Below are 18,499 nucleotides of genomic sequence, written 5' to 3' on the forward strand. Positions count from 1 at the left end.
AGGTGGGTGGCCGGCTCAGTAGAACGGCTGACCGGTGCGGCGCACCCAGAGCTGGCGCTGGACCTTCTCCGCCACGCTGGTCCACACAGCGTATTTCGCCCGGCTGAGCGGCTGGTCCCAAACTCCTACGTAGTCCACGACAGTCTTCGTGAAGCTCGTCTTGAACAGCCCGAGCCCGTAGTAGTGGTGCTCCTTGTTCTTGAGCTGGTCCGAGGGCGGAGTGCCGCAGAAGTCGTACTGCACGATCCCGTGGTCCCGCTTCAGGTCCGTGATGGCGCTCCACTGCACCAGGTGGGAGTCGCCGTACTGCTTCCGGCGGGGCTTGGAGCCGCCGTCCTTGTACGTGCCCTTGTTCCCGTAGGCGATCACGTACGCGCCCACGGAGGGCCTGCCGTCCTCGTACGTGAAGTAGAGCCGGCCCTGGCCGCGGCGCTCGAAGCCGGTCCAGAACGCCCTGTAGTAGTCGTAGGATCGCAGGTTCACCTTGGCGTTGCCCTGGCCCACGGAGTCCATGAGGGCGTACATGGCCCGCATGTTCTCCTCGGTCAGCGGCACCTGCTCCACCTCGCAGCCCTCACGGGTGGCGCGGCGCACGGCGTTGCGCCCGCGCGAGTGCAGGGACTTCAGCAGGGCCTTCTCGTCCATGTCCGTGTCGAGCACGGCGGTGGAGTCGTTGGGCTGGATCTCGAAGGACTTCACGAGTCCGCTGCGCGCCAAGACCCCGGCGGCGTAGTCCGAGGCGAGGATCTCGGGCTCGTACTTGATGGCGAACACGCCGTGGGCGGCACCGGCCACGAAGCGCTCGTTGGCCGCGACGATGCCGGGGATGTCGTCCACGCTCGCCACGTCCGGGCCCTTGATCATGTACCAGAGCTTGCCGAGCACAGGAACGGACTTCTCCAGCACCAGGTTGTAGCTGGGCTGCGAGCCGTCCGTGGGTTCGTACACCACGTGCACCGGCTTCCAGCCGTGGTCCTTCTTGACCTCGGCGAACGCCTCGGACTGGAGCAGGTTGCCGCCCGAGGGGTTGGCGGTGACGTGGGAGTCCCACTCGGCTACTTCCTGGCCGGTCGCAAAACGTGCCGTGAATTCTCGCAAGGGTCTCTCACTCCTGTACCGCGGACGTGCTCTGACGTTGTCGGGCGGGCACCGCTGGGGCGCCGCCGCCTCACATGGTATCCCCCGGACTCAGGCGAGCCCCGGGTCCCGGGTGCGGGAGTCCTCCGCCGGGTCCACGTGCTCCGCGTCCGGCGACGGGTCCCGCGTGGTGTGCTGCGCACCAGCCTCGGTGCCGGGCTGGCCCTCCGGGCGTCTGCTCGTGCCGGTCGTGGTGTCCTCGTCGCCCTGTCCCGCGCCCGACGCCGGTGTCGCCGCCCGTGTGCCTGTGCTCGCGGCGTCGTCGTGGTGGCTTTCGGCACCGACCGCCGCGCCACCCGCCGTGACCCGCTCGGGAGCATGGTCCACCGCGGGGATCACGCCACCGGGAACCAGGGGGCTGCGGTCGTTGAACACGTACTTGCCGGGGTGACCCGCGGTGAAGCGGTCCGGGTCCGCGTAGCGCCAGTCCTCGCCCCAGCCACCCTCCACGCCGTCGAAGAGCTCGCCCGGCTGCAGCCAGCGGTAGAGCGACTCGTAGGAGATGCTCTGGGTTGCGGTGACCTTGCGGCGCAGCATCTCGCGGGTGAGCTCCTCCGGGTGCTCGCAGCCCATGGTGGAGATGATCTGCCCCGCCTCCTGCACCGTGAGGCGGTGGTAGCGCTCCACGCGGTCACCCTTGTCCTCGACGTCCAGCGCCTTGTAGAGCTGCGGGTTCTGCGTGGTGACGCCCACCGGGCACTTGTTGGTGTGGCACGCCTGCGCTTGGATGCAGCCCACGGCCATCATCATGGCGCGGGCACTCATGCAGAAGTCCGCGCCCTGGATGATGTGGCGCACGATGTCGTGCCCTGAGGTGATCTTCCCCGCGCAGCCGAGCTTGATGCGCTCGCGCAGCCCCGAGCCCACGAGCGCGTTGTGCATCAGGATGAGCCCCTCAACGAGCGGGGTGCCCACGTGGTCCTGGTACTCCAGCGGCGCCGCACCGGTCCCGCCCTCGGAGCCGTCCACGACGATGAAGTCCGGGGTCACGCCCTCCTCGATCATGGCCTTGCACATGGCCAGCACCTCCACGCGCGAGCCCACGCACAGCTTGAAGCCGATCGGCTTGCCGTCCGAGAGCTCCCGCAGCCGGGCGATGAAACGGATGAGCTCCCGCGGGGTGGTGAACGCCGAGTGGCTCGCCGGGGAGATGCACGTCTGTCCCACGGGCACCCCGCGCGCCTCGGCGATCTCCTCGGTCACCTTGGCCCCGGGCAGCACACCGCCCAGCCCCGGCTTGGCGCCCTGGGAGAGCTTGATGTTGATGGCCTTGACCTGCGGCAGGGTGGCCTTGCGGCGGAAGATCTCCGGGTCGAAGTTGCCGTCTGCGTCCCGCGTGCCGAAGTACCCGGAGCCGAACTCCCAGAAGATGTCGGCGTCGTGCGCCAGGTGGTACCCGGTCAGCCCGCCCTCGCCCGTCTCCTGCGCGAACCTGCCCTTCGCGGCGCCCTTGTTCATGGCGAGCACCGCGTTCTTGGACAGGGAGCCGAAGCTCATGGAGGAGATGTTGAGCAGGGAGGCGTCGTAGGGCAGGCGGCAGTCCGGCCCGCCCAGTCGCACGCGGTGCTCGTCCTCCGGCGCGGGTTTGGGGGCGATGGACTGCACGAAGTACTCGTAGCCCGGGGCGTTGACGTCAAGCTCCGTGCCGAACGCCTTGTCCCCCTTGAAGCCCTTGGCGCGGGAGTAGACGAGGGAGCGCTGGTCCCGGTCGAACGGCCTGCCGTCGTAGTTGCGCTCGATGAAGTACTGCTGGATCTCGGGGCGGATCTTCTCGAGGAAGAACCGCATGTGCCCCAGCACGGGGAAGTTGCGCAGGATCGAGTGCCGGCGCTGCGTGGCGTCGCGGACCCCCACGAGCAGCAGAGCGAGGCACACGACGGCGGGGATCCACCACCCCCAGGGACCGAGGACGGCCGCGAGGACCGTGACGAGGGTGGCGGCTGCCAGACCGACCAGAATCAGAGAACGAACCATGCTGGTCAGGCTACCCGCAGACGGCGGACACCGGGCCCTCCGTGAAGGAGACCCGGCGTCCGCACCGCGGGACGGCTCACTCGGCGTCGAGGTCCGTCTCGATGATTCCGGCGAGGTGCTCGAGGGCCGCCTCGGCGCCGTCGCCCTCGGCGGCGAGCACCACCTTGTCCCCGTGGGACGCGCCCAGGGACATCAGGGACAGCACGGACGCGGCGTCCATGCCTTCTTCGGCGTCCTCGCCCTCGGCGCGGATGGTGATCTCGAGGTTCTCGTACTCGCCTGCGGCCTCGGCGAAGATCGCGGCGGGGCGCGCGTGCAGGCCCACTCGGGAGGCCACGGTGGCGGTGCGTTCGGTCATTGTCGTACTCCTTGTTCTTCGGTGTTCTTCGGTGGTCGGGGTGGCGCGGCGGCGCTGCCCGGCTGTGGGCGAGGGCCGCCGCGCGGGTTCACAGTCCCAGGTCCGCGAGCACGGGCAGCTCGGCCCGCACCGCCTCCTTCGCCTCCTGGGCACTCGTCGCGTGCAGCGCAAGCTCCGCGAGCCGCCGGGCCTCAGCGGCGTCCACGCGGGCGAGGACGGCGGAGACCGCGGCAAGGGACCGCGGGCTCATGGACAGCGTGTCCGCCCCCAGTCCCACGAGGACCACGGCCAGCGCCGGGTCTGCGGCAGCCTCGCCGCACACGCCCACGTTCTTGTGCTCCGCGCCGCGCTCGGAGGCCTGTGCAGCCCCTCGCGCGGTGGCCTGGATCATCCGCAGCACAGCAGGCTGCCACGGGGAGTTCAGATTGGCCAGGGAGCCGAGCATGCGGTCCGCGGCCATCGTGTACTGCGTGAGGTCGTTGGTCCCCAGCGACACGAAGTCCACGCGCTCCAGGATCTGTTCCGCGGTGATCGCGGCGGCGGGAGTCTCCACCATGACGCCGCTGACCTTCAGACCCGCCGCGACCACGAGGTCGTGGAAGCGGGCTGCCTCCCCCACGGTCGCGATCATGGGAGCCATGACCCACACGTCCGCGGTGCTGCGCTGCTTGGCGACGGCGATCGCCTCGAGCTGGCGCTCCAGCACGCCCGGGGTGGTCCAGTCCGTGCGGTAGCCGCGCACGCCCAGCGCGGGGTTGGGCTCGGTGGCGTCCGTGAGGAACGGCAGGGGCTTGTCCGCGCCTGCGTCGAGCGTGCGCACGACCACCTTGCGCCCAGGGAACGCCTCGAAGACCTCGGTGTACGCATCCGCCTGCTCCTCCACGGTGGGCTCGCTGTCCCGGCCCAGGAAGCAGAACTCGGTGCGCAGCAGGCCCACGCCCTCCGCACCGGCCTCCGCGGCGGCCCGGGCGTCGTCGCCCGTGCCCACGTTGGCGAGCAGCGGGACCACCGTGCCGTCCGAGAGCGCGCCGCGCCCGGCGAAGGACGCCAGCTGCTCGGACGCGCGCTGCCACGCCCGCACGGCCTCCTGCTCGGTCTCCCCGGGGGCCACGACAACGGTCCCTGCGGCACCGTCCACGAAGACGGGCGCTTCCCCGGCGACGTCGAGCACACCCTCGACCGCCACCACGGCCGGCAGTCCCAGGTTGCGGGCCAGGATGGCGGTGTGCGACTGCGGGCCGCCGGACGCGGTGACGAGCGCGACGACGACGTCCGGGTCCAGCACCGCGGTGTCCGCGGGTGCGAGGTCCTCGGCGGTGAGCACGAACGGCTCACGGCGTTGCGGCACCCCCGGGGCATCCTCACCGCGCAGCTCGGCGACGATGCGCGCCCGCACGTCCTCGATGTCCGCGGCACGCTCAGCCATGTAGCCGCCCATGGCGCGCATCTGGTCCGCGTACGCGGTCGCGGCCTGCCACAGCGCGCGCTCCGGGCTCAGCCGCTGCTCCGTGACGAGCTTGCTCGCGTTCTTCACGAGCGCCTTGTCCCCTGCCATCAGCGCAGTGGCCTTGAGCACCTCCGCGGCGGACTCGGAACGGGCCCGCGCGGCGCGCTCCTTCAGCCCCGCCTTCACGGCGAGCGCTGCGGCCTTGAGACGGTCAGCCGCGGTCTCCGCGTCCCCCTCCAGCGCCTCGTCCTCCGGCGGCTCGCTCACGGCGGGCGCCATGTGCACCAGGGGCGCGATGACGCGTCCCGGGCTGACGCCCACGCCGTGCAGCGTGTCCCGCCGCGGCTGCTCGTTCATCATGTCCTGCTCGCTCATGGTTCTCACACCTCCACTGTCTGTTTGGTCTGCGGGACGCCCGGGACCTCACCCACGCTCTTCTCCACGTGACCGAAACGCTTGAGGACGGTCACCACCACGCCGGTGATCACGGTGCCCACCAGGATGGACGCCACGAACGCGAGGCGGCCGTCGATCACGGGCAGGATCCAGATGCCGCCGTGCGGGGCTGCCGAGGTGACTCCGAACGCCATGGTCATGGCACCGGTGACCACACCGCCGAGCATGGATGCCGGGATCACGCGCAGCGGGTCCGCCGCGGCGAACGGGATCGCACCCTCGGAGATGAAGGACGCGCCGAGCAGCCACGACGTCTTGCCGTTCTCGCGCTCGGCCGCCGTGAAGTACTTGCGGCCCAGCACGGTCGAGGCCAGGGCCAGGCCCAGCGGGGGCACCATGCCGGAGGCGATCACGGTGGCCATGATCTCCTGCGGGGCGGTGTTGGTCGCAGTCGCGGCACCGAGGCCGGCCACGGCGAAGGAGTAGGCGACCTTGTTGATGGGACCGCCCAGGTCGGAGCACATCATCAGGCCCAGGACGGCACCCAGCGTCACGGCGGACGCGCCGCTCATCCCGGCGAGCACGGAGGTCAGCCAGGTCATGAACATCGCGATGGGCCCGCCGATCACCAGGAACAGCAGTCCGCCCGCGAACAGCGAGGCCAGCAGCGGGATGATCACCACGGGCATCAGCGAGCCGAGCCAGCGCGGGAGCTTGGGCAGGGTCAGCCAGTACGCGCACAGGCCCGCGAGCAGACCGCCCACGATGCCGCCGATGAAGCCCGCGCCCATGAAGTTCGCCACGAGACCGGCGGCGAAGCCCGGAGCGATGCCCGGACGGTCCGCGAGCCCGTAGGCGATGTAGCCCGCGAGCGCGGGAACCAGAAGACTGATCGCCAGGTTGCCGATCTTGAACAGCACGGCGCCGAGGTACATGCCCAGCGACACGTCGCCGAGATTGCCCAGCGTCGCGGTCCCCAGGATGTCGTCCGCCTGCTGGGCCACCAGCACGGGGTCCGCGATCATGAACGCGATGGCCATGAGCAGACCGCCCGCGGCCACGAACGGGATCATGTAGCTCACGCCCGTCATCACGGCCTTGCGGATGCGGGAGCCCCAGCCCTCGCTGCCCGTCACGGCCGCGGCGGCGTCGGTCCCGTCACCGGTGACCTTCGGTGCGCGGGGGTCGTCCGCGGCCGCGAGGGCCTCCTCGATCATCTCCCGCGGCTCGTCGATCCCCCGCTTCACGGCGGAGGCGATGTACGGCAGCCCCGCGAAACGGGTGCGCTCACGGACGTCCACGTCCGTGGCGAAGATGACGGCCTCGGCGGACGCGATCACCGCGGCGTCCAGGCGCGTGGCGCCCGAGGAGCCCTGGGTCTCGACCTGCAGGTCCACCCCCATCTCCTCGGCGGCGTTGGTCAGCGCGTCCGCGGCCATGTAGGTGTGCGCGATGCCGGTGGGGCACGCGGTCACGGCCACGATGTGGCGCGGTCCGGCCGGCGCCTTCCCGGTTTCCGCGGCGGCCGCCCCGGTGCCGGCCGCGGCGGTTCCAGCTGCCGAGGTTCCTGCTCCGCTGGTCCCGGCGGCGTTGCTGCCGACCGCACTAATGCCGGCCGCTCCGGTGGCGGGAGTCCCCGCAGCTGCGGCGGCGGTCGAGCCGGCGGCGGCCGGTGCCCCCGTGCCCTGTGCGGCCGCGGCCCCCTCACCGGAGGTGCCCGCGGCGGTGGCCGCGGCGGCGTCGTCGGCCGGGGGCGCCAGCCCGAGGGCCCGGTCCACGATGTCCACGATCTCCTGCGGGGACTGCGCGGCGCGCAGCGACGCCACGAAGGGCTTTTTCATGAGCGAGCGGGCCAGCTTGGAGAGCAGCTTCAGGTGCTCCTGGTCCGCACCGGCCGGGGCCGCGATGAAGAAGACGATGTCCGCGGGACCGTCCTTCGCCCCGAAGTCCACGGCGGGGGCAAGCCGCGCCATGACGAGGGTCGCCTGGGTGACCGCCTCCGAGCGGCAGTGCGGGATGCCGATGCCGCCCGGGATGCCCGTGGCGTTCTTGGCCTCCCGCGCGAGCGCGTCCGCGGCGAGGGAGTCGGTGTCCTTCGCCCGCCCCTCGGCGTGCACGGTGGCGGCCAGTGCGCGGATCACGCTGTCCGTGGATCCGCCCAGGTCCCGGTCCAGCAGGACCAGTCCGGTGTTGATGAGATCTGACATGTCGGGCTCCTTGGGTGCGTCCCGTGGGGCGCGCTGGGGTGGTCAGGACCGGGGCTCGGCGCGGCGTGCGCCGCTGGTCCCGTCCGAAAGGTCGAGGACGGCGTCGGGCCCCGCGGGGGTCTGGTCGGTGCGCGACGGCGACGCCGCGGCGTCGTCGGCTGCTCCCGGGTGCGCGCCGCCGCGCCCCACGGGGGGCAGGCCGAGATCCGTGACCTGCACGGCGTCGGGCCTGGTCTGCGCCATGGTGGGCATCTGGGTCCCGGGCAGCGACGCCGCCGCGGAGCCGTGGGCCACGGCCTGTCGCAGGCACTCGCTGGGGACGTCACCGCGCTGGGCGGCCACGAGGTACCCCGTCAGCGCGCTGTCTCCCGCGCCCACGGTGGATCGCACGGTCACGGGTTCGTGCACGGCGTGCCAGGCGCCCTCGGGCGTCACCAGCACGGCGCCGTTGCCGCCCAGGGTGCACAGCACAGCGCCCACGCCACGGGCCACGAGTTCCTGCGCCGCCTCGGCGGCAGCCCGGGGATCGCTCTCGAAGACCGCCCCGTCGGTGCGGCCGAGCGACTCGGCGAGCTCGAAGCCGTTGGGCTTGATGACGTCGGGCAGCACGGGCAGCCCCGGCGTGAGGGCCTCGTAGAGGGGCTGGCCGGAGGTGTCCAGGGCCAGCAGCGGAGCCGCGGCTCCCAGCGCACCCTTCACCCGGGCGGCGAGAACCGCGTAGATGTCCGGCGCCGGGCCCGGGGGCACCGACCCCGCGCACACGAGCCAGGAGGCGCCCGCACCCCGGGCCACGATGCGCTCGACGATCCGCTCCACGGTGTCCTGGTCGACCGGGGGCCCGGGCTCGTTGATCTTGGTGGTGGTCCCGTCCGGCTCGGTGATCGTGATGTTGGAGCGCAGGGGCGCGCCGAGGGGGACGTTCTCGTAGCGCACACCGGCGGCGTCGAGCCCCGTGAACAGGGGGTCCGCAGCGTCCCCCGGTGCGAGTGCGACCGTCTGCTCGCCACTCGCAGTGAGCGCGCGGGAGATGTTCACGCCCTTGCCACCGGGGTCCTGGCGGGTGCCGCTGGCGCGCTGCACCTCCCCGCGCCGCAGCGGCTGCGAGAGGTCCACCGTGCGGTCCACGGAGGGGTTGAGGGTCACGGTGATGATCATGCGAGGACCACTTCCACATCGGCGTCTTCGAGGGCTTGGGCCAGGTCCCCCACCGGGGCCCGGTCCGTGATGAACGTGTCGATCTCTTCGAGTGAGCAGAACCGGGTGAGCGTCTCCTGGTCCTGCTTGCTGGCGTCGCACAGCACCACCACGCGGCGGGCGGCCTGGACGATCGCGGACTTGACCACCGCCTCGATGGGGTCCGGGGTCGAGAGTCCGAACTGGGCGTGGGCGCCGTTGCAGCCCACGAAGGCGAGGTCCGGGCGCAGCTGGTCGTAGTGCTGGGCGGCCCGGGATCCGGTGGCGGCCCACGTGAGCTTGCGGATCCGACCACCCACGAGTTCGAGTCCCACCCCCGGGGCGTCCGCGAGCTTGGCGGCGATGTGCAGGGCGTGGGTGATGACCAGCTGCTCCTGGCCGCCGGGCAGGTGGTTGTCGCGGGCGAGCAGCAGCTCCGCGAGCGCCTCCACGGTGGTTCCCGCGTCCAGCACCACGGCCCCGGCCTCGGCCCGTTCGAGAACCTCCAGCGCCCTGTGGGCAATGCTGCGCTTCTCCGCGGCGGCCTGGCGCTGCCGGGAGTCCATCCCCTGTTCCCCGCTCGTGGACTGGTCCACTGACACCGCTCCGCCGTGCACGCGGCGCAGCCGACCCTGGGACTCGAGCACGGCGAGGTCGCGGCGCACGGTCTCCATGGTGACCTCGAACCGTCTGGCCAGCTCGGCACCGTTGACACGGCGCTCCCGGGCCACGGTGCGGGCGATCTCCTCGTGGCGTTCTGCAGCGAACATCTTCACCTCACGGACGGGGAGTGACGGCGGTGACACCCCCTGTGGATGTGAGCTTATGTCTGTTTATGTGGTTTTACTACCCCCCATCCCACATTTCCGCATTGTTGCAAGGGAGATGGTGGCCAAGGTTTCTGGAAGCAGGGGTCACGGCGCGGGCACGGGCCCGGGAGCGCGGTGGTGCCGGCCCCAGCGGGGCGGTCCGAGCGCGTCGGCGACCCCGCGTATATTGGCCGCACCAGTCACCGCGCCCCTCGGCGCCCAGCGTCAGGACCGTCCGCCATGCAGCTGCTGCGTCTTCTGCGCACCTCCACCCGCCCTTACCTCCCGTGGATCGTGGGCGTCCTGGTCTTCCAGCTGCTCTCCACCATGGCCACCCTCTTCCTGCCGAGCCTCAACGCCCGAATCATCGACGACGGCGTCACCCGCGGTGACACGGACTTCATCTGGCGCACCGGTGCCCTCATGCTGGCCGTGGCCCTGGGCCAGATCGTCAGCGCCGTGATCGCGGTGTGGTGCGGTGCGCGCACCGCCATGGCAGTGGGCCGGGACCTGCGCCGCGACGTCTACCGCCGGGTGGGGCAGTTCAGCGCCCGCGAGGTCGGCCAGTTCGGGGCGCCCTCGCTGATCACCCGCAACACCAACGACGTCCAGCAGATCCAGATGCTCACCCTGATGTCGCTGAACTTCATGATCATGGCGCCCATCATGTGCATCGGCGGGATCGTCATGGCCCTGCGCGAGGACGCCGGGCTGTCATGGCTCGTGTGGGTCTCCATCCCCGTGATGGGTGTGATGCTCGGGTTGCTGATGGCCAAGCTCATGCCGTGGTTCCGCACCATGCAGGAACGCCTGGACGGCATCAACGGGGTGCTGCGGGAGCAGATCACCGGCATCCGGGTGGTCCGCGCGTTCGTGAAGGAGCCGTTCGAGACCGAGCGCTTCCGCCGCGCGAACCAGGACCTCACGGAGATCTCGCTGCGCATCGGGGCGCTGTTCGTTCTGATGTTCCCCGTGGTCAACATGATCATGCACCTCGCCACCGCCGCCGTGCTGTGGTTCGGCGGGCACCGGGTAGACCAGGGCGAGATCCAGGTGGGCGCCCTCACGGCCTTCCTGCAGTACATGCTGCAGATCCTGATGTCCGTCATGATGGCCACCTTCATGTTCATGATGGTCCCGCGCGCCATCGTGTGCGCGGAGCGCATCTGCGAGGTGCTCGACACCGAGCCGAGCATCCACCCGCCCCTGCACCCGGCCGTCGCGCCGCCCGCGCACGGCAGGGTGCGCTTCGAGGGCGTCTGCTTCCGCTACCCGGGCGCCGAGGCCCCTGTGCTCGAGGACATCGACTTCGCGGCGGAGCCCGGGGCCACCGTGGCCGTGGTGGGTGCCACGGGCTCGGGCAAGACCACCCTCGTGAGCCTGATCCCCCGGCTGCTGGACCCCGTGGCCGGCCGCGTGCTGCTGGATGGCGTCCCCCTGCCGGACTACGCCCCGCAGGACCTCGCCGGGAGGATCGGGCTGGTGCCCCAGAAGCCTTTCCTGTTCTCGGGAACCGTGGCGGAGAACCTGCGCTTCGGCCGGGAGGACGCCTCGGACGAGGAGCTGTGGGAGGCGCTGCGGGTCGCCCAGGCGGAGGACTTCGTCCGGGCGATGCCCCACGGGCTGGACTCCTCCGTGTCCCAGGGCGGCACCAACGTCTCCGGCGGCCAGCGGCAGCGGCTGAGCATCGCCCGTGCGCTCGTGGCCCGCCCCCGCGTGTACGTCTTCGACGACTCCTTCTCCGCCCTCGACGTCACCACGGACGCCGCCCTGCGCACGGCCCTGCGGCCCGTGACCCGGGACGCCACCGTGGTCACCGTGGCCCAGCGGGTCTCCACCATCGCGGACGCAGACCTCATCCTGGTGCTCGAGCACGGCCGCATCACGGCTCGCGGCAGCCACGCGGAGCTCCTCGAGCACAGCCCCACCTACCGGGAGATCGTCACGTCCCAGCTCTCGGCCGAACAGACCACCGGAGGCGCGCAGTGAGCCACAACCCCCAGCCGGCCGCCAAGCCGCAGAACTTCTGGTCCTCGGCCCGCCGCCTGCTCGGGCTGCTCTCGCCGCACCGCGCCGCCCTCGCCGTGGTGGTGGCCGCGGTGATCGGATCGGTCCTGCTCGGAGTCTTCGCCCCGCGCGTGCTCGGGCGCGCCATGGACGTGATCTTCGCCGGCGTCGTCGCCCGTTCCCTGCCCGCGGGCGCGGACCAACAGCAGGTGGAGGCCGGGCTGCGCGCCCAGGGGCAGGACACCTACGCGGACATGGTCTCCGCCATGGAGCTGATCCCCGGCCAGGGCGTGGACTTCGGACGGCTGGGCGCCCTGATCCTGCTGGTGCTCGCCATGTACACCGTGGCCTCCGCGCTGATGTGGCTGCAGGGCTACGTGCTCAACCGCGTGGTGATGCGCGTGGTCTACGACCTGCGCGCGGAGATCGAGCGCAAGCTCAACGCCCTGCCCCTGAGCTACTTCGACACGCGCCAGCGCGGGGACGTCATGTCCCGCGTGACCAACGACATCGACAACATCCAGACCGCCCTGCAGCAGACCTTCGCGCAGCTCGTCCAGAACGTGCTGACCGTGCTGGGCATCGTGATCATGATGTTCGCCGTCTCCTGGCAGCTCGCGCTCGTGGCCCTGCTCGCGCTGCCCCTGTCGGCGGTGGCCGCCGGGGTGATCGGCTCCCGCTCCCAGAAGCTCTTCGCCGGGCAGTGGAAGGCAACGGGCGTGCTCAACGGGCACATCGAGGAGTCCTTCTCGGGCCACGAGCTCGTGCACGCCTACGGCCGGCAGCGCCAGATGCAGGCGCAGTTCGACGAGCGCAACGAGGACCTCTACCGGGCGGCGTTCGGTGCCCAGTTCCTCTCCGGCACGATCATGCCCGTCATGCAGTTCATCTCCTACCTGTCCTACGTGGGCATCGCCGTGCTGGGCGGGCTGCGCGTGGCCTCCGGCCAGCTGACGCTCGGGGACGCCACCGCCTTCATCCAGTACTCGCGCGAGTTCACCCAGCCCCTCTCCCAGATCGCCGGCATGGCCACCCAGCTGCAGTCCGGGATCGCGTCCGCCGAGCGCACCTTCGAGCTGCTGGACGCGCCGGAGCAGGAGCCGGAGACCCCCACCGCCAGGCTGCCGGAGCGGCTGCGCGGAGAGGTGCGCTTCGAGCACGTGGACTTCTCCTACGACAAGGACGCCGCCACCGCGGGCGAACCGCCCATGATCGAGGACCTCTCCCTGCACGTGGAGCCCGGGCGCACCGTGGCCATCGTGGGCCCCACCGGGGCGGGCAAGACCACGCTCGTGAACCTGGTGCTGCGCTTCTACGAGATCGACGGCGGGCGGATCCTGCTGGACGGGATCGACATCCGGGACCTCGCGCGGGACGACCTCCGCCGCCAGGTGGGCATGGTCCTGCAGGACGCCTGGCTGTTCACCGGGACCATCATGGAGAACATCCGCTTCGGCCGACAGGACGCCACGGACGAGCAGGTCGTGGCCGCCGCGAAGGCCACCTACGTGGACCGCTTCGTGCGGGCGCTTCCGGACGGCTACGACACCGTGCTCACCGAGGACGAGACCTCGGTCTCCGCCGGTGAGAAGCAGCTCATCACGATCGCACGGGCGTTCCTGTCCCGGCCCTCGCTGCTCATCCTGGACGAGGCGACCTCCGCGGTGGACACCCGCACGGAGCTGCTCGTGCAGAAGGCCATGGCCGCGCTGCGCGAGAACCGCACCTCGTTCGTCATCGCCCACCGTCTCTCGACCATCCGGGACGCGGACACCATCGTGGTCATGGAGTCCGGGCGGATCGTGGAGCAGGGATCGCACGCGGAGCTGGTCGCGGCCGACGGCGCCTACGCCCGGCTCTACCGCGCCCAGTTCGCGGAGGGGTCCGCAGAGCAGGCGACGGAGCCTGCGGCGGAGGTGCCGTCAGAGGGCTCCACGGATGGAGCGGCTGAGGACTCGGCGCAGTGACAACCACCGCCGAGCGCGTCTACCGTGGACGTGATCGTCCACCCCCAGCAGATCGGATGCTCCCGTGACCAATTTTGCCAACGTCGAACGCCGTCACCTCGCGGCGCTGTTGCGACGCGTGGGCCCCGATGCCCCCACCCTGTGCGAGGGCTGGGACACGCGGGACCTCGCGGTGCACCTGGCCATCCGCGACGCGCGCCCGGACGCCGTCCCGGGGATGTTCTCGCCCCGGCTGCCGGTGCTCGGCAGGCACGCGGAGACCGTGGACGCCGAGTACCGCGGGATGCCGTGGGAGGACCTCGTGAACCTCGTGGAGCGGCCCCCGCTGCACTCGCCGGGGCGCTGGTCCCCGATCGACAAGCGGATGAACACCGGCGAGTTCTTCATCCACCACGAGGACGTCCGCCGCGCCCAGCCCCAGTGGCACGCCCGGCAGCTGCTCAACGACGAGCAGAAGGCCCTGTGGAGCATGCTGAAGCTGGCCGGCCCCGCGCTGCTGCGCAAGGAGCCCGAGTCGGTGGTGCTGATCGCCGCCGGGTTCGGTGCCGTGCGAGGGGGCAAGAAGTCCGCGCGCCGGGTGCAGATCGTGCGCGGCGAACCCGCCGAGCTGCTGCTGTGGGCCTTCGGGCGCCGGGAGCAGGCGGACGTGGAGATCACCCAGGAGTAGCGCCCCTCCCCGCACCCCGTGCCGGACAAGGCCCAGAGGGACACCGGTGACAGACGACCGGCCCCGCTCCTCAGGAGCAGGGCCGGTCGTTCGTCACGCGGGGAGCTCAGTCGCTCTCGACCTCGCGGGACCCCAGCTCGGCGTCGAGACGCAGCAGGCCGGGCCCGTCGTTGTGCACCAGGCGGGCCTGGTCCACGATCTCCTCCACGCTGGCCTCCTCCTCGAGCTGCTCGCTGATGAACCAGTGCAGCAGGGGCATGGCGTCGATGTCGCCCTCCTCCTGCGCCAACCGGTACAGGTTGCGGATGGACTCGGAGACCTCGCGCTCGTGGGCGAGGGCCGCCTGGAAGCAGCCCAGCGGAGAGGTGTCCTCGAGGGTCGGCCCGTTCATGCTGCCGATCTTCGGGTCACCGCCGCGGTCCACCACGTGGTCGATGAACTTCTCCGCGTGGGTGACCTCCTCGGCCGCCTGCGCACGGAACCACTGCGAGAACCCGGGCAGGCTCGCCACGTCCATCTCGATGGACAGCTGTCGGTAGACCACGCTCGCCTGGAGCTCCATGGTGATCTGCTCGGTGATCGCTTCTGCCATTCTTCCCTTGATTTCCATGTGGCCCATGGAAGCACCTTTCGCCCGGCCTGGATAGTGAGTGAGGCCTGGCTCAGTCACACCTGCCACCCGTGCACCCGGCAGAGTGCCCTGCGGATCCGGGGTGCGCGGGCGCCCGCGACTTGTCCAGTATCATGGAGCGGTCCCGTGCGGGCGCGGCAGGCGGTGCTGGTGCACCCCGGCCGGCCGTGGCGGGAGCGCAGCGCCCCCTTAGCTCAGATGGCCAGAGCATCTGTCTTGTAAACAGAGGGTCGCCGGTTCGAATCCGGCAGGGGGCTCCCGTGGAACGCAAAGAACCCCGGTCGTCCTGGACGGCCGGGGTTCTTCACATTGGTTCCGGGCATGGGCGCCACGGCTACTTCTTGGCCTTGACCGCCTTGTCCAGCACGTCCGAGAAGGTGCCCTGCTCGAAACGATTGCCGTCCACGTAGATCGTGGGCGTCCCGGCCACGCCATTGTTCACGGCCTCGCGGGCAACAACGTTCACGAGCGGGCGGTAGGTGTTCTCGTCGAGGTCGTCCGCGGAGATGTTCGCGCCGTGCTTGTTGGCGATCTCCGCGATCTCGGCGTTGCTCAGCCCGCCGCTGCCCTGGTGGGTGAAGATCTCCTGGGCGTAGTCCATGTACTGGTCGGTGCTGACCTGCTCCGCCACGAGGTAGGCGGCGTTGGCGGAGCGTGAGGAGTACTGGTCCGGTGTGGCCTTGTCGAGGAAGTTGAGGTTGCGGTACTCCACCTCCACCTTCCCGGAGTCCACGGCCTTCTTGATGGTGTCCGCGTTCTCCTTCTCGAAATCTGCGCAGTGCACGCACTCGAAGTCCTGGAAGATCACGAGCTGCACGGGCTTTCCGTTGCTGGCCGCCTTGTCCTTGTCCACGATCCCCAGGGGGGTCTTGGTGGTGTCCGGGCTCTCCTCCGCCGCGGGCAGCTGGGAGAGGTCCCGCTCCTGGACGTCCGAGGTGTTCTTGGCGATCCCGTCCTTGGTGAGCGTGATGCCGCCGTACTGGTTGGAGCTCGCGGGAACGGGCCCCGCGTCCGGGATCGTGGCCTTGTTGTTCTGCCACACGACCAGCCCGATGATCAGCGCGATGACAACCACGAGCGCCACGATGCCGATGATCAGACCGGTGGGCCTGCCGCTGGAGCGACGGGACTGCTGGTCCGCGATCCGACGGGCCCGCTCCCGGGCGTCGTCCGACGCCGACGAGCCGGAGGTCTTCTTCTGTGCAGCCATGGGGGTCCGGGTTTCCTTCCGAGGGGGTGGACACGTGTGGATACTGCCCCTCAGAGTACCCGGCCCGCCTCGGCGCCGGTGGCGGCAGGTGACGCACGACGACGCCGCGCGCACGGCCACGCGGCGGCGTCGTCCCCCTGGGCGGCGGTAGTACGCCCACTTAGAATGGGGTGACCAGCAGTCCCCGGGGAAGGAACCCAGCGTGTCCGCAGAGCAGTCTCTTCAAGAAGTGAACGTCCCGCGTGACGGTTACGACTTCGTGGTGGTCTCCAACCGGCTCCCCGTGGACCGGGACGTCGCGGAGGACGGCAGCAGCACGTGGCGCCGCTCCCCCGGCGGCCTGGTGAGCGCCCTTGCCCCGGTGATGGCGCAGCGCGACGGCGCGTGGGTCGGCTGGTCCGGGGCGCCGGACGAGGACTTGGAGCCGTTCGACCACGACGTCTTCCACCTCGTCCCGGTAGCGCTGTCCGAGCTGGAGGTGCGCAGGTACTACGAGGGCTTCTCCAACGCGACCCTGTGGCCCCTCTACCACGACGTGATTGCGTCCCCGGAGTTCCACCGCACGTGGTGGTACGCCTACCGCAGGGTCAACGAGCGCTTCGCCCGCCAGGCCGCGGAGACCGCCGCGCCGGGCGCCACGGTGTGGGTGCAGGACTACCAGCTGCAGCTCGTGCCCCGCATGCTGCGGAGGCTGCGTCCGGACGTGACCATCGGCTTCTTCAACCACATCCCTTTCCCGCCCACTGAGATCTTCTCGCAGCTGCCGTGGCGCAGGGCGGTGCTGGACGGACTCACGGGCGCGGACCTGATCGGCTTCCAGCGCCCCGGGGACGCCCAGAACTTCCAGCGCTGCGTGCGCAAGTACCTGGGCGTGCAGTTCATCAAGGGGACCGCGCAGTTCAGCGAGAGCACCGCGGACGGCGAGGAGACCTCCTGGACGGTCAACGCGGGGTCGTACCCGATCTCGATCGACGTGGAGTCCATCAAGGAGCTCACCGCGGATCCCTCGGTGCGGGCGCGGGCGAAGGAGATCCGCGAGGAGCTCGGCAACCCGGAGACCGTCTACATGGGCGTGGACCGCCTGGACTACACCAAGGGCATCCGCCACCGCATCAAGGCGTACGGGGAGCTGCTGCACGACGGCGAGCTCTCCGTCGAGGACTCGGTGCTCATCCAGGTGGCCAGCCCCTCCCGCGAGCGGGTGGACTCGTACCGCCAGCTGCGGGAGCTCGTGGAGGGCATGGTGGGGCGCATCAACGGCCAGCACGACACCATCTCCCACACGGCCATCCGCTACCTGCACCACGGCTACCCGTTCGAGGAGATGGTGGCCCTCTATCTCGCGGCGGACGTCATGCTCGTCACGGCGCTGCGGGACGGGATGAACCTCGTGGCCAAGGAGTACGTGGCCGCGCGGCAGGACAACTCGGGCGTTCTGGTGCTCTCGGAGTTCACGGGGGCCGCCGAGCAGCTCAGGCAGGCGGTGCTCGTGAACCCGCACGACATCGACGGTCTGAAGGAGGCCATGCTCCACGCCCGTGACATGCCCCGCACGGAGGCTCGCAAGCGCATGGTGGCGATGCGCCGGCAGGTGCTCACGCACGACGTCGTGGACTGGTCCCAGCGCTTCCTGGACGACCTCGCACAGCACGCCGCCGCCCACGCACCTGGCGGGGACGACGACGCCACGGCCGCGGGTGCCCGGGCGGGCGGCAGTCATGAGTGACGACCTCCAGGACGCCCTGGACCGCGCGGCCGCGGCGCCGCGGCTGCTCGTGGCGCTGGACTTCGACGGAACGCTGGCCCCGTTCACCGAGGACCCCGCCGACTCCCGGCCGTTGCCGGCCGCGCGCGAGGCCCTTGATGCTCTCGCACAGCTGCCGCACACCACCGTGGCCGTGATCTCCGGGCGCCCCCTGGAATTCCTGCGCACGGTGGTGGACCCGGACTCGCGGATGGTGCTCTCCGGCTCCCACGGCGCGGAGGTGGACCTCTCCGCAGCCCCGGGCGCGGGCTCAGGGACGAGGATCGAGCTGAGCGCGCAGCAGTCCGACCTGCTCGAGCGCGCCGTGGCGGCCACCTTAGCGCTCGTGGCCCGTTACCCCGGTGCCCGCGCCGAGCCGAAGCCCGCGGGCGTGGCCTTCCACGCACGCCCCATCGCGGATCCCGGGGAGGCGCAGCAAGCCCTCGAGGAGATGACCGCGGTCTACGAGGCCATGCCCGGGCTGCGACTGACACCGGGGCAGCTGGTGGTCGAGTGCTCCGTGCTCGGCGCCACCAAGGGGGACGGCCTCGCCACCATCGCCGCCGCGGTCCACCCGGACGTCACCGTCTTCGCGGGGGACGACGTCACGGACGAGGACGCCCTGGCCGTCCTCGGGCCCGGGGACGTGGGGATCAAGGTGGGCGAGAAGGACTCCATGGCACGCTGGCGGGTCGCGGATCCCCCGGCGCTGGCGGCGTGCCTGAGCCTGCTCGCGCACCGCAGGACCCGCGCCATGACTAGCATGAAGTGA

14 protein-coding genes and 1 tRNA gene are annotated in these 18,499 nt (G+C 70.8%); 6 read left to right on the forward strand and 9 right to left on the reverse strand.

From position 1 onward, the window contains the following. Positions 1 to 15 precede the first annotated feature (15 nt). The 7 genes from FS770_RS06340 to FS770_RS06370 all read right to left on the reverse strand — a co-directional run bounded on the left by FS770_RS06340 (position 16) and on the right by FS770_RS06370 (position 9,462). Positions 16 to 1,098, reverse strand: coding sequence for a lipid II:glycine glycyltransferase FemX (locus FS770_RS06340; RefSeq protein ID WP_094393539.1), 1,083 nt, complete (start codon positions 1,096 to 1,098; stop codon positions 16 to 18). Positions 1,099 to 1,188: 90 nt separating this feature from the next. Beyond that, a complete protein-coding gene (locus FS770_RS06345; protein ID WP_145010645.1) occupies positions 1,189 to 3,111 on the reverse strand; it encodes an FMN-binding glutamate synthase family protein in 1,923 nt (640 codons plus the stop codon). Positions 3,112 to 3,187: 76 nt separating this feature from the next. After that, a complete protein-coding gene (locus tag FS770_RS06350; protein ID WP_055085040.1) occupies positions 3,188 to 3,469 on the reverse strand; it encodes an HPr family phosphocarrier protein in 282 nt (93 codons plus the stop codon). An 88-nt stretch (positions 3,470 to 3,557) separates the two neighbouring features. Continuing rightward, complete coding sequence (ptsP, locus tag FS770_RS06355) at positions 3,558 to 5,291, reverse strand: phosphoenolpyruvate--protein phosphotransferase (protein WP_244944783.1); 1,734 nt, start codon at positions 5,289 to 5,291, stop codon at positions 3,558 to 3,560. Positions 5,292 to 5,296: 5 nt separating this feature from the next. Beyond that, entirely contained in the window at positions 5,297 to 7,519 is a 2,223-nt protein-coding gene (locus tag FS770_RS06360; RefSeq protein ID WP_145010648.1) for a PTS fructose transporter subunit IIABC, read from the reverse strand. Positions 7,520 to 7,561: 42 nt separating this feature from the next. Further along, on the reverse strand, positions 7,562 to 8,674 hold the full coding sequence (locus FS770_RS06365) for a 1-phosphofructokinase family hexose kinase (protein WP_145010651.1): 1,113 nt from the start codon (positions 8,672 to 8,674) through the stop codon (positions 7,562 to 7,564). After that, the gene (locus tag FS770_RS06370) at positions 8,671 to 9,462 is read right to left on the reverse strand and encodes a DeoR/GlpR family DNA-binding transcription regulator (RefSeq protein WP_144942434.1); all 792 of its coding nucleotides are present in this window, start codon (positions 9,460 to 9,462) and stop codon (positions 8,671 to 8,673) included. Before FS770_RS06370 ends, FS770_RS06365 begins: the two co-directional genes overlap by 4 nt. 279 nt (positions 9,463 to 9,741) lie before the next feature. Here FS770_RS06370 and FS770_RS06375 point away from each other — a divergent pair, with 279 nt between their 5' ends. From FS770_RS06375 to FS770_RS06385, 3 genes are all read left to right on the forward strand, one after another. Next, on the forward strand, positions 9,742 to 11,490 hold the full coding sequence (locus FS770_RS06375) for an ABC transporter ATP-binding protein (protein WP_145010654.1): 1,749 nt from the start codon (positions 9,742 to 9,744) through the stop codon (positions 11,488 to 11,490). Next, positions 11,487 to 13,475: an ABC transporter ATP-binding protein gene (locus tag FS770_RS06380; protein WP_145010657.1), complete on the forward strand. Its 1,989-nt coding sequence runs from the start codon at positions 11,487 to 11,489 to the stop codon at positions 13,473 to 13,475. The genes FS770_RS06375 and FS770_RS06380 overlap by 4 nt, the downstream gene beginning before the upstream one ends. A 64-nt stretch (positions 13,476 to 13,539) precedes the next feature. Continuing rightward, the gene (locus tag FS770_RS06385) at positions 13,540 to 14,142 is read left to right on the forward strand and encodes a TIGR03085 family metal-binding protein (RefSeq protein WP_055085026.1); all 603 of its coding nucleotides are present in this window, start codon (positions 13,540 to 13,542) and stop codon (positions 14,140 to 14,142) included. A 106-nt stretch (positions 14,143 to 14,248) separates the two neighbouring features. Here the strand turns inward: FS770_RS06385 and FS770_RS06390 are convergent, their stop codons facing one another. Then, complete coding sequence (locus FS770_RS06390) at positions 14,249 to 14,752, reverse strand: ferritin (RefSeq protein WP_055085070.1); 504 nt, start codon at positions 14,750 to 14,752, stop codon at positions 14,249 to 14,251. Between the two features lie 204 nt (positions 14,753 to 14,956). Here FS770_RS06390 and FS770_RS06395 point away from each other — a divergent pair. Then, positions 14,957 to 15,030 (forward strand) — tRNA-Thr (locus tag FS770_RS06395). Positions 15,031 to 15,107: 77 nt separating this feature from the next. On the opposite strand, the gene FS770_RS06400 is transcribed toward FS770_RS06395, so the two are convergent. Beyond that, complete coding sequence (locus tag FS770_RS06400) at positions 15,108 to 15,983, reverse strand: DsbA family protein (protein ID WP_094393534.1); 876 nt, start codon at positions 15,981 to 15,983, stop codon at positions 15,108 to 15,110. 202 nt (positions 15,984 to 16,185) lie between these two features. On the opposite strand from FS770_RS06400, the gene FS770_RS06405 reads away from it, so the two are divergent. Together FS770_RS06405 and otsB are read left to right on the forward strand one after the other, a co-directional pair. Beyond that, positions 16,186 to 17,709: an alpha,alpha-trehalose-phosphate synthase (UDP-forming) gene (locus tag FS770_RS06405; RefSeq protein ID WP_145010660.1), complete on the forward strand. Its 1,524-nt coding sequence runs from the start codon at positions 16,186 to 16,188 to the stop codon at positions 17,707 to 17,709. Next, on the forward strand, positions 17,702 to 18,499 hold the full coding sequence (gene otsB, locus FS770_RS06410; RefSeq protein ID WP_055085068.1) for a trehalose-phosphatase: 798 nt from the start codon (positions 17,702 to 17,704) through the stop codon (positions 18,497 to 18,499). Before FS770_RS06405 ends, otsB begins: the two co-directional genes overlap by 8 nt.

The sequence above is a fragment of the Kocuria salsicia genome, from assembly GCF_007681555.1.
Taxonomy (GTDB): domain Bacteria; phylum Actinomycetota; class Actinomycetes; order Actinomycetales; family Micrococcaceae; genus Kocuria; species Kocuria salsicia.

Coding starts and splice junctions, on each gene's coding strand:
- FS770_RS06365 (WP_145010651.1), bottom strand. CDS start 8,674: ATGATCATCACCGTGACCCTCAACCCCTCCGTGGACCGCACGGTGGAC.
- ptsP (WP_244944783.1), bottom strand. CDS start 5,291: ATGAGCGAGCAGGACATGATGAACGAGCAGCCGCGGCGGGACACGCTG.
- FS770_RS06350 (WP_055085040.1), bottom strand. CDS start 3,469: ATGACCGAACGCACCGCCACCGTGGCCTCCCGAGTGGGCCTGCACGCG.
- otsB (WP_055085068.1), top strand. CDS start 17,702: ATGAGTGACGACCTCCAGGACGCCCTGGACCGCGCGGCCGCGGCGCCG.
- FS770_RS06375 (WP_145010654.1), top strand. CDS start 9,742: ATGCAGCTGCTGCGTCTTCTGCGCACCTCCACCCGCCCTTACCTCCCG.
- FS770_RS06390 (WP_055085070.1), bottom strand. CDS start 14,752: ATGGAAATCAAGGGAAGAATGGCAGAAGCGATCACCGAGCAGATCACC.
- FS770_RS06360 (WP_145010648.1), bottom strand. CDS start 7,519: ATGTCAGATCTCATCAACACCGGACTGGTCCTGCTGGACCGGGACCTG.
- FS770_RS06400 (WP_094393534.1), bottom strand. CDS start 15,983: ATGGCTGCACAGAAGAAGACCTCCGGCTCGTCGGCGTCGGACGACGCC.
- FS770_RS06345 (WP_145010645.1), bottom strand. CDS start 3,111: ATGGTTCGTTCTCTGATTCTGGTCGGTCTGGCAGCCGCCACCCTCGTC.
- FS770_RS06370 (WP_144942434.1), bottom strand. CDS start 9,462: ATGTTCGCTGCAGAACGCCACGAGGAGATCGCCCGCACCGTGGCCCGG.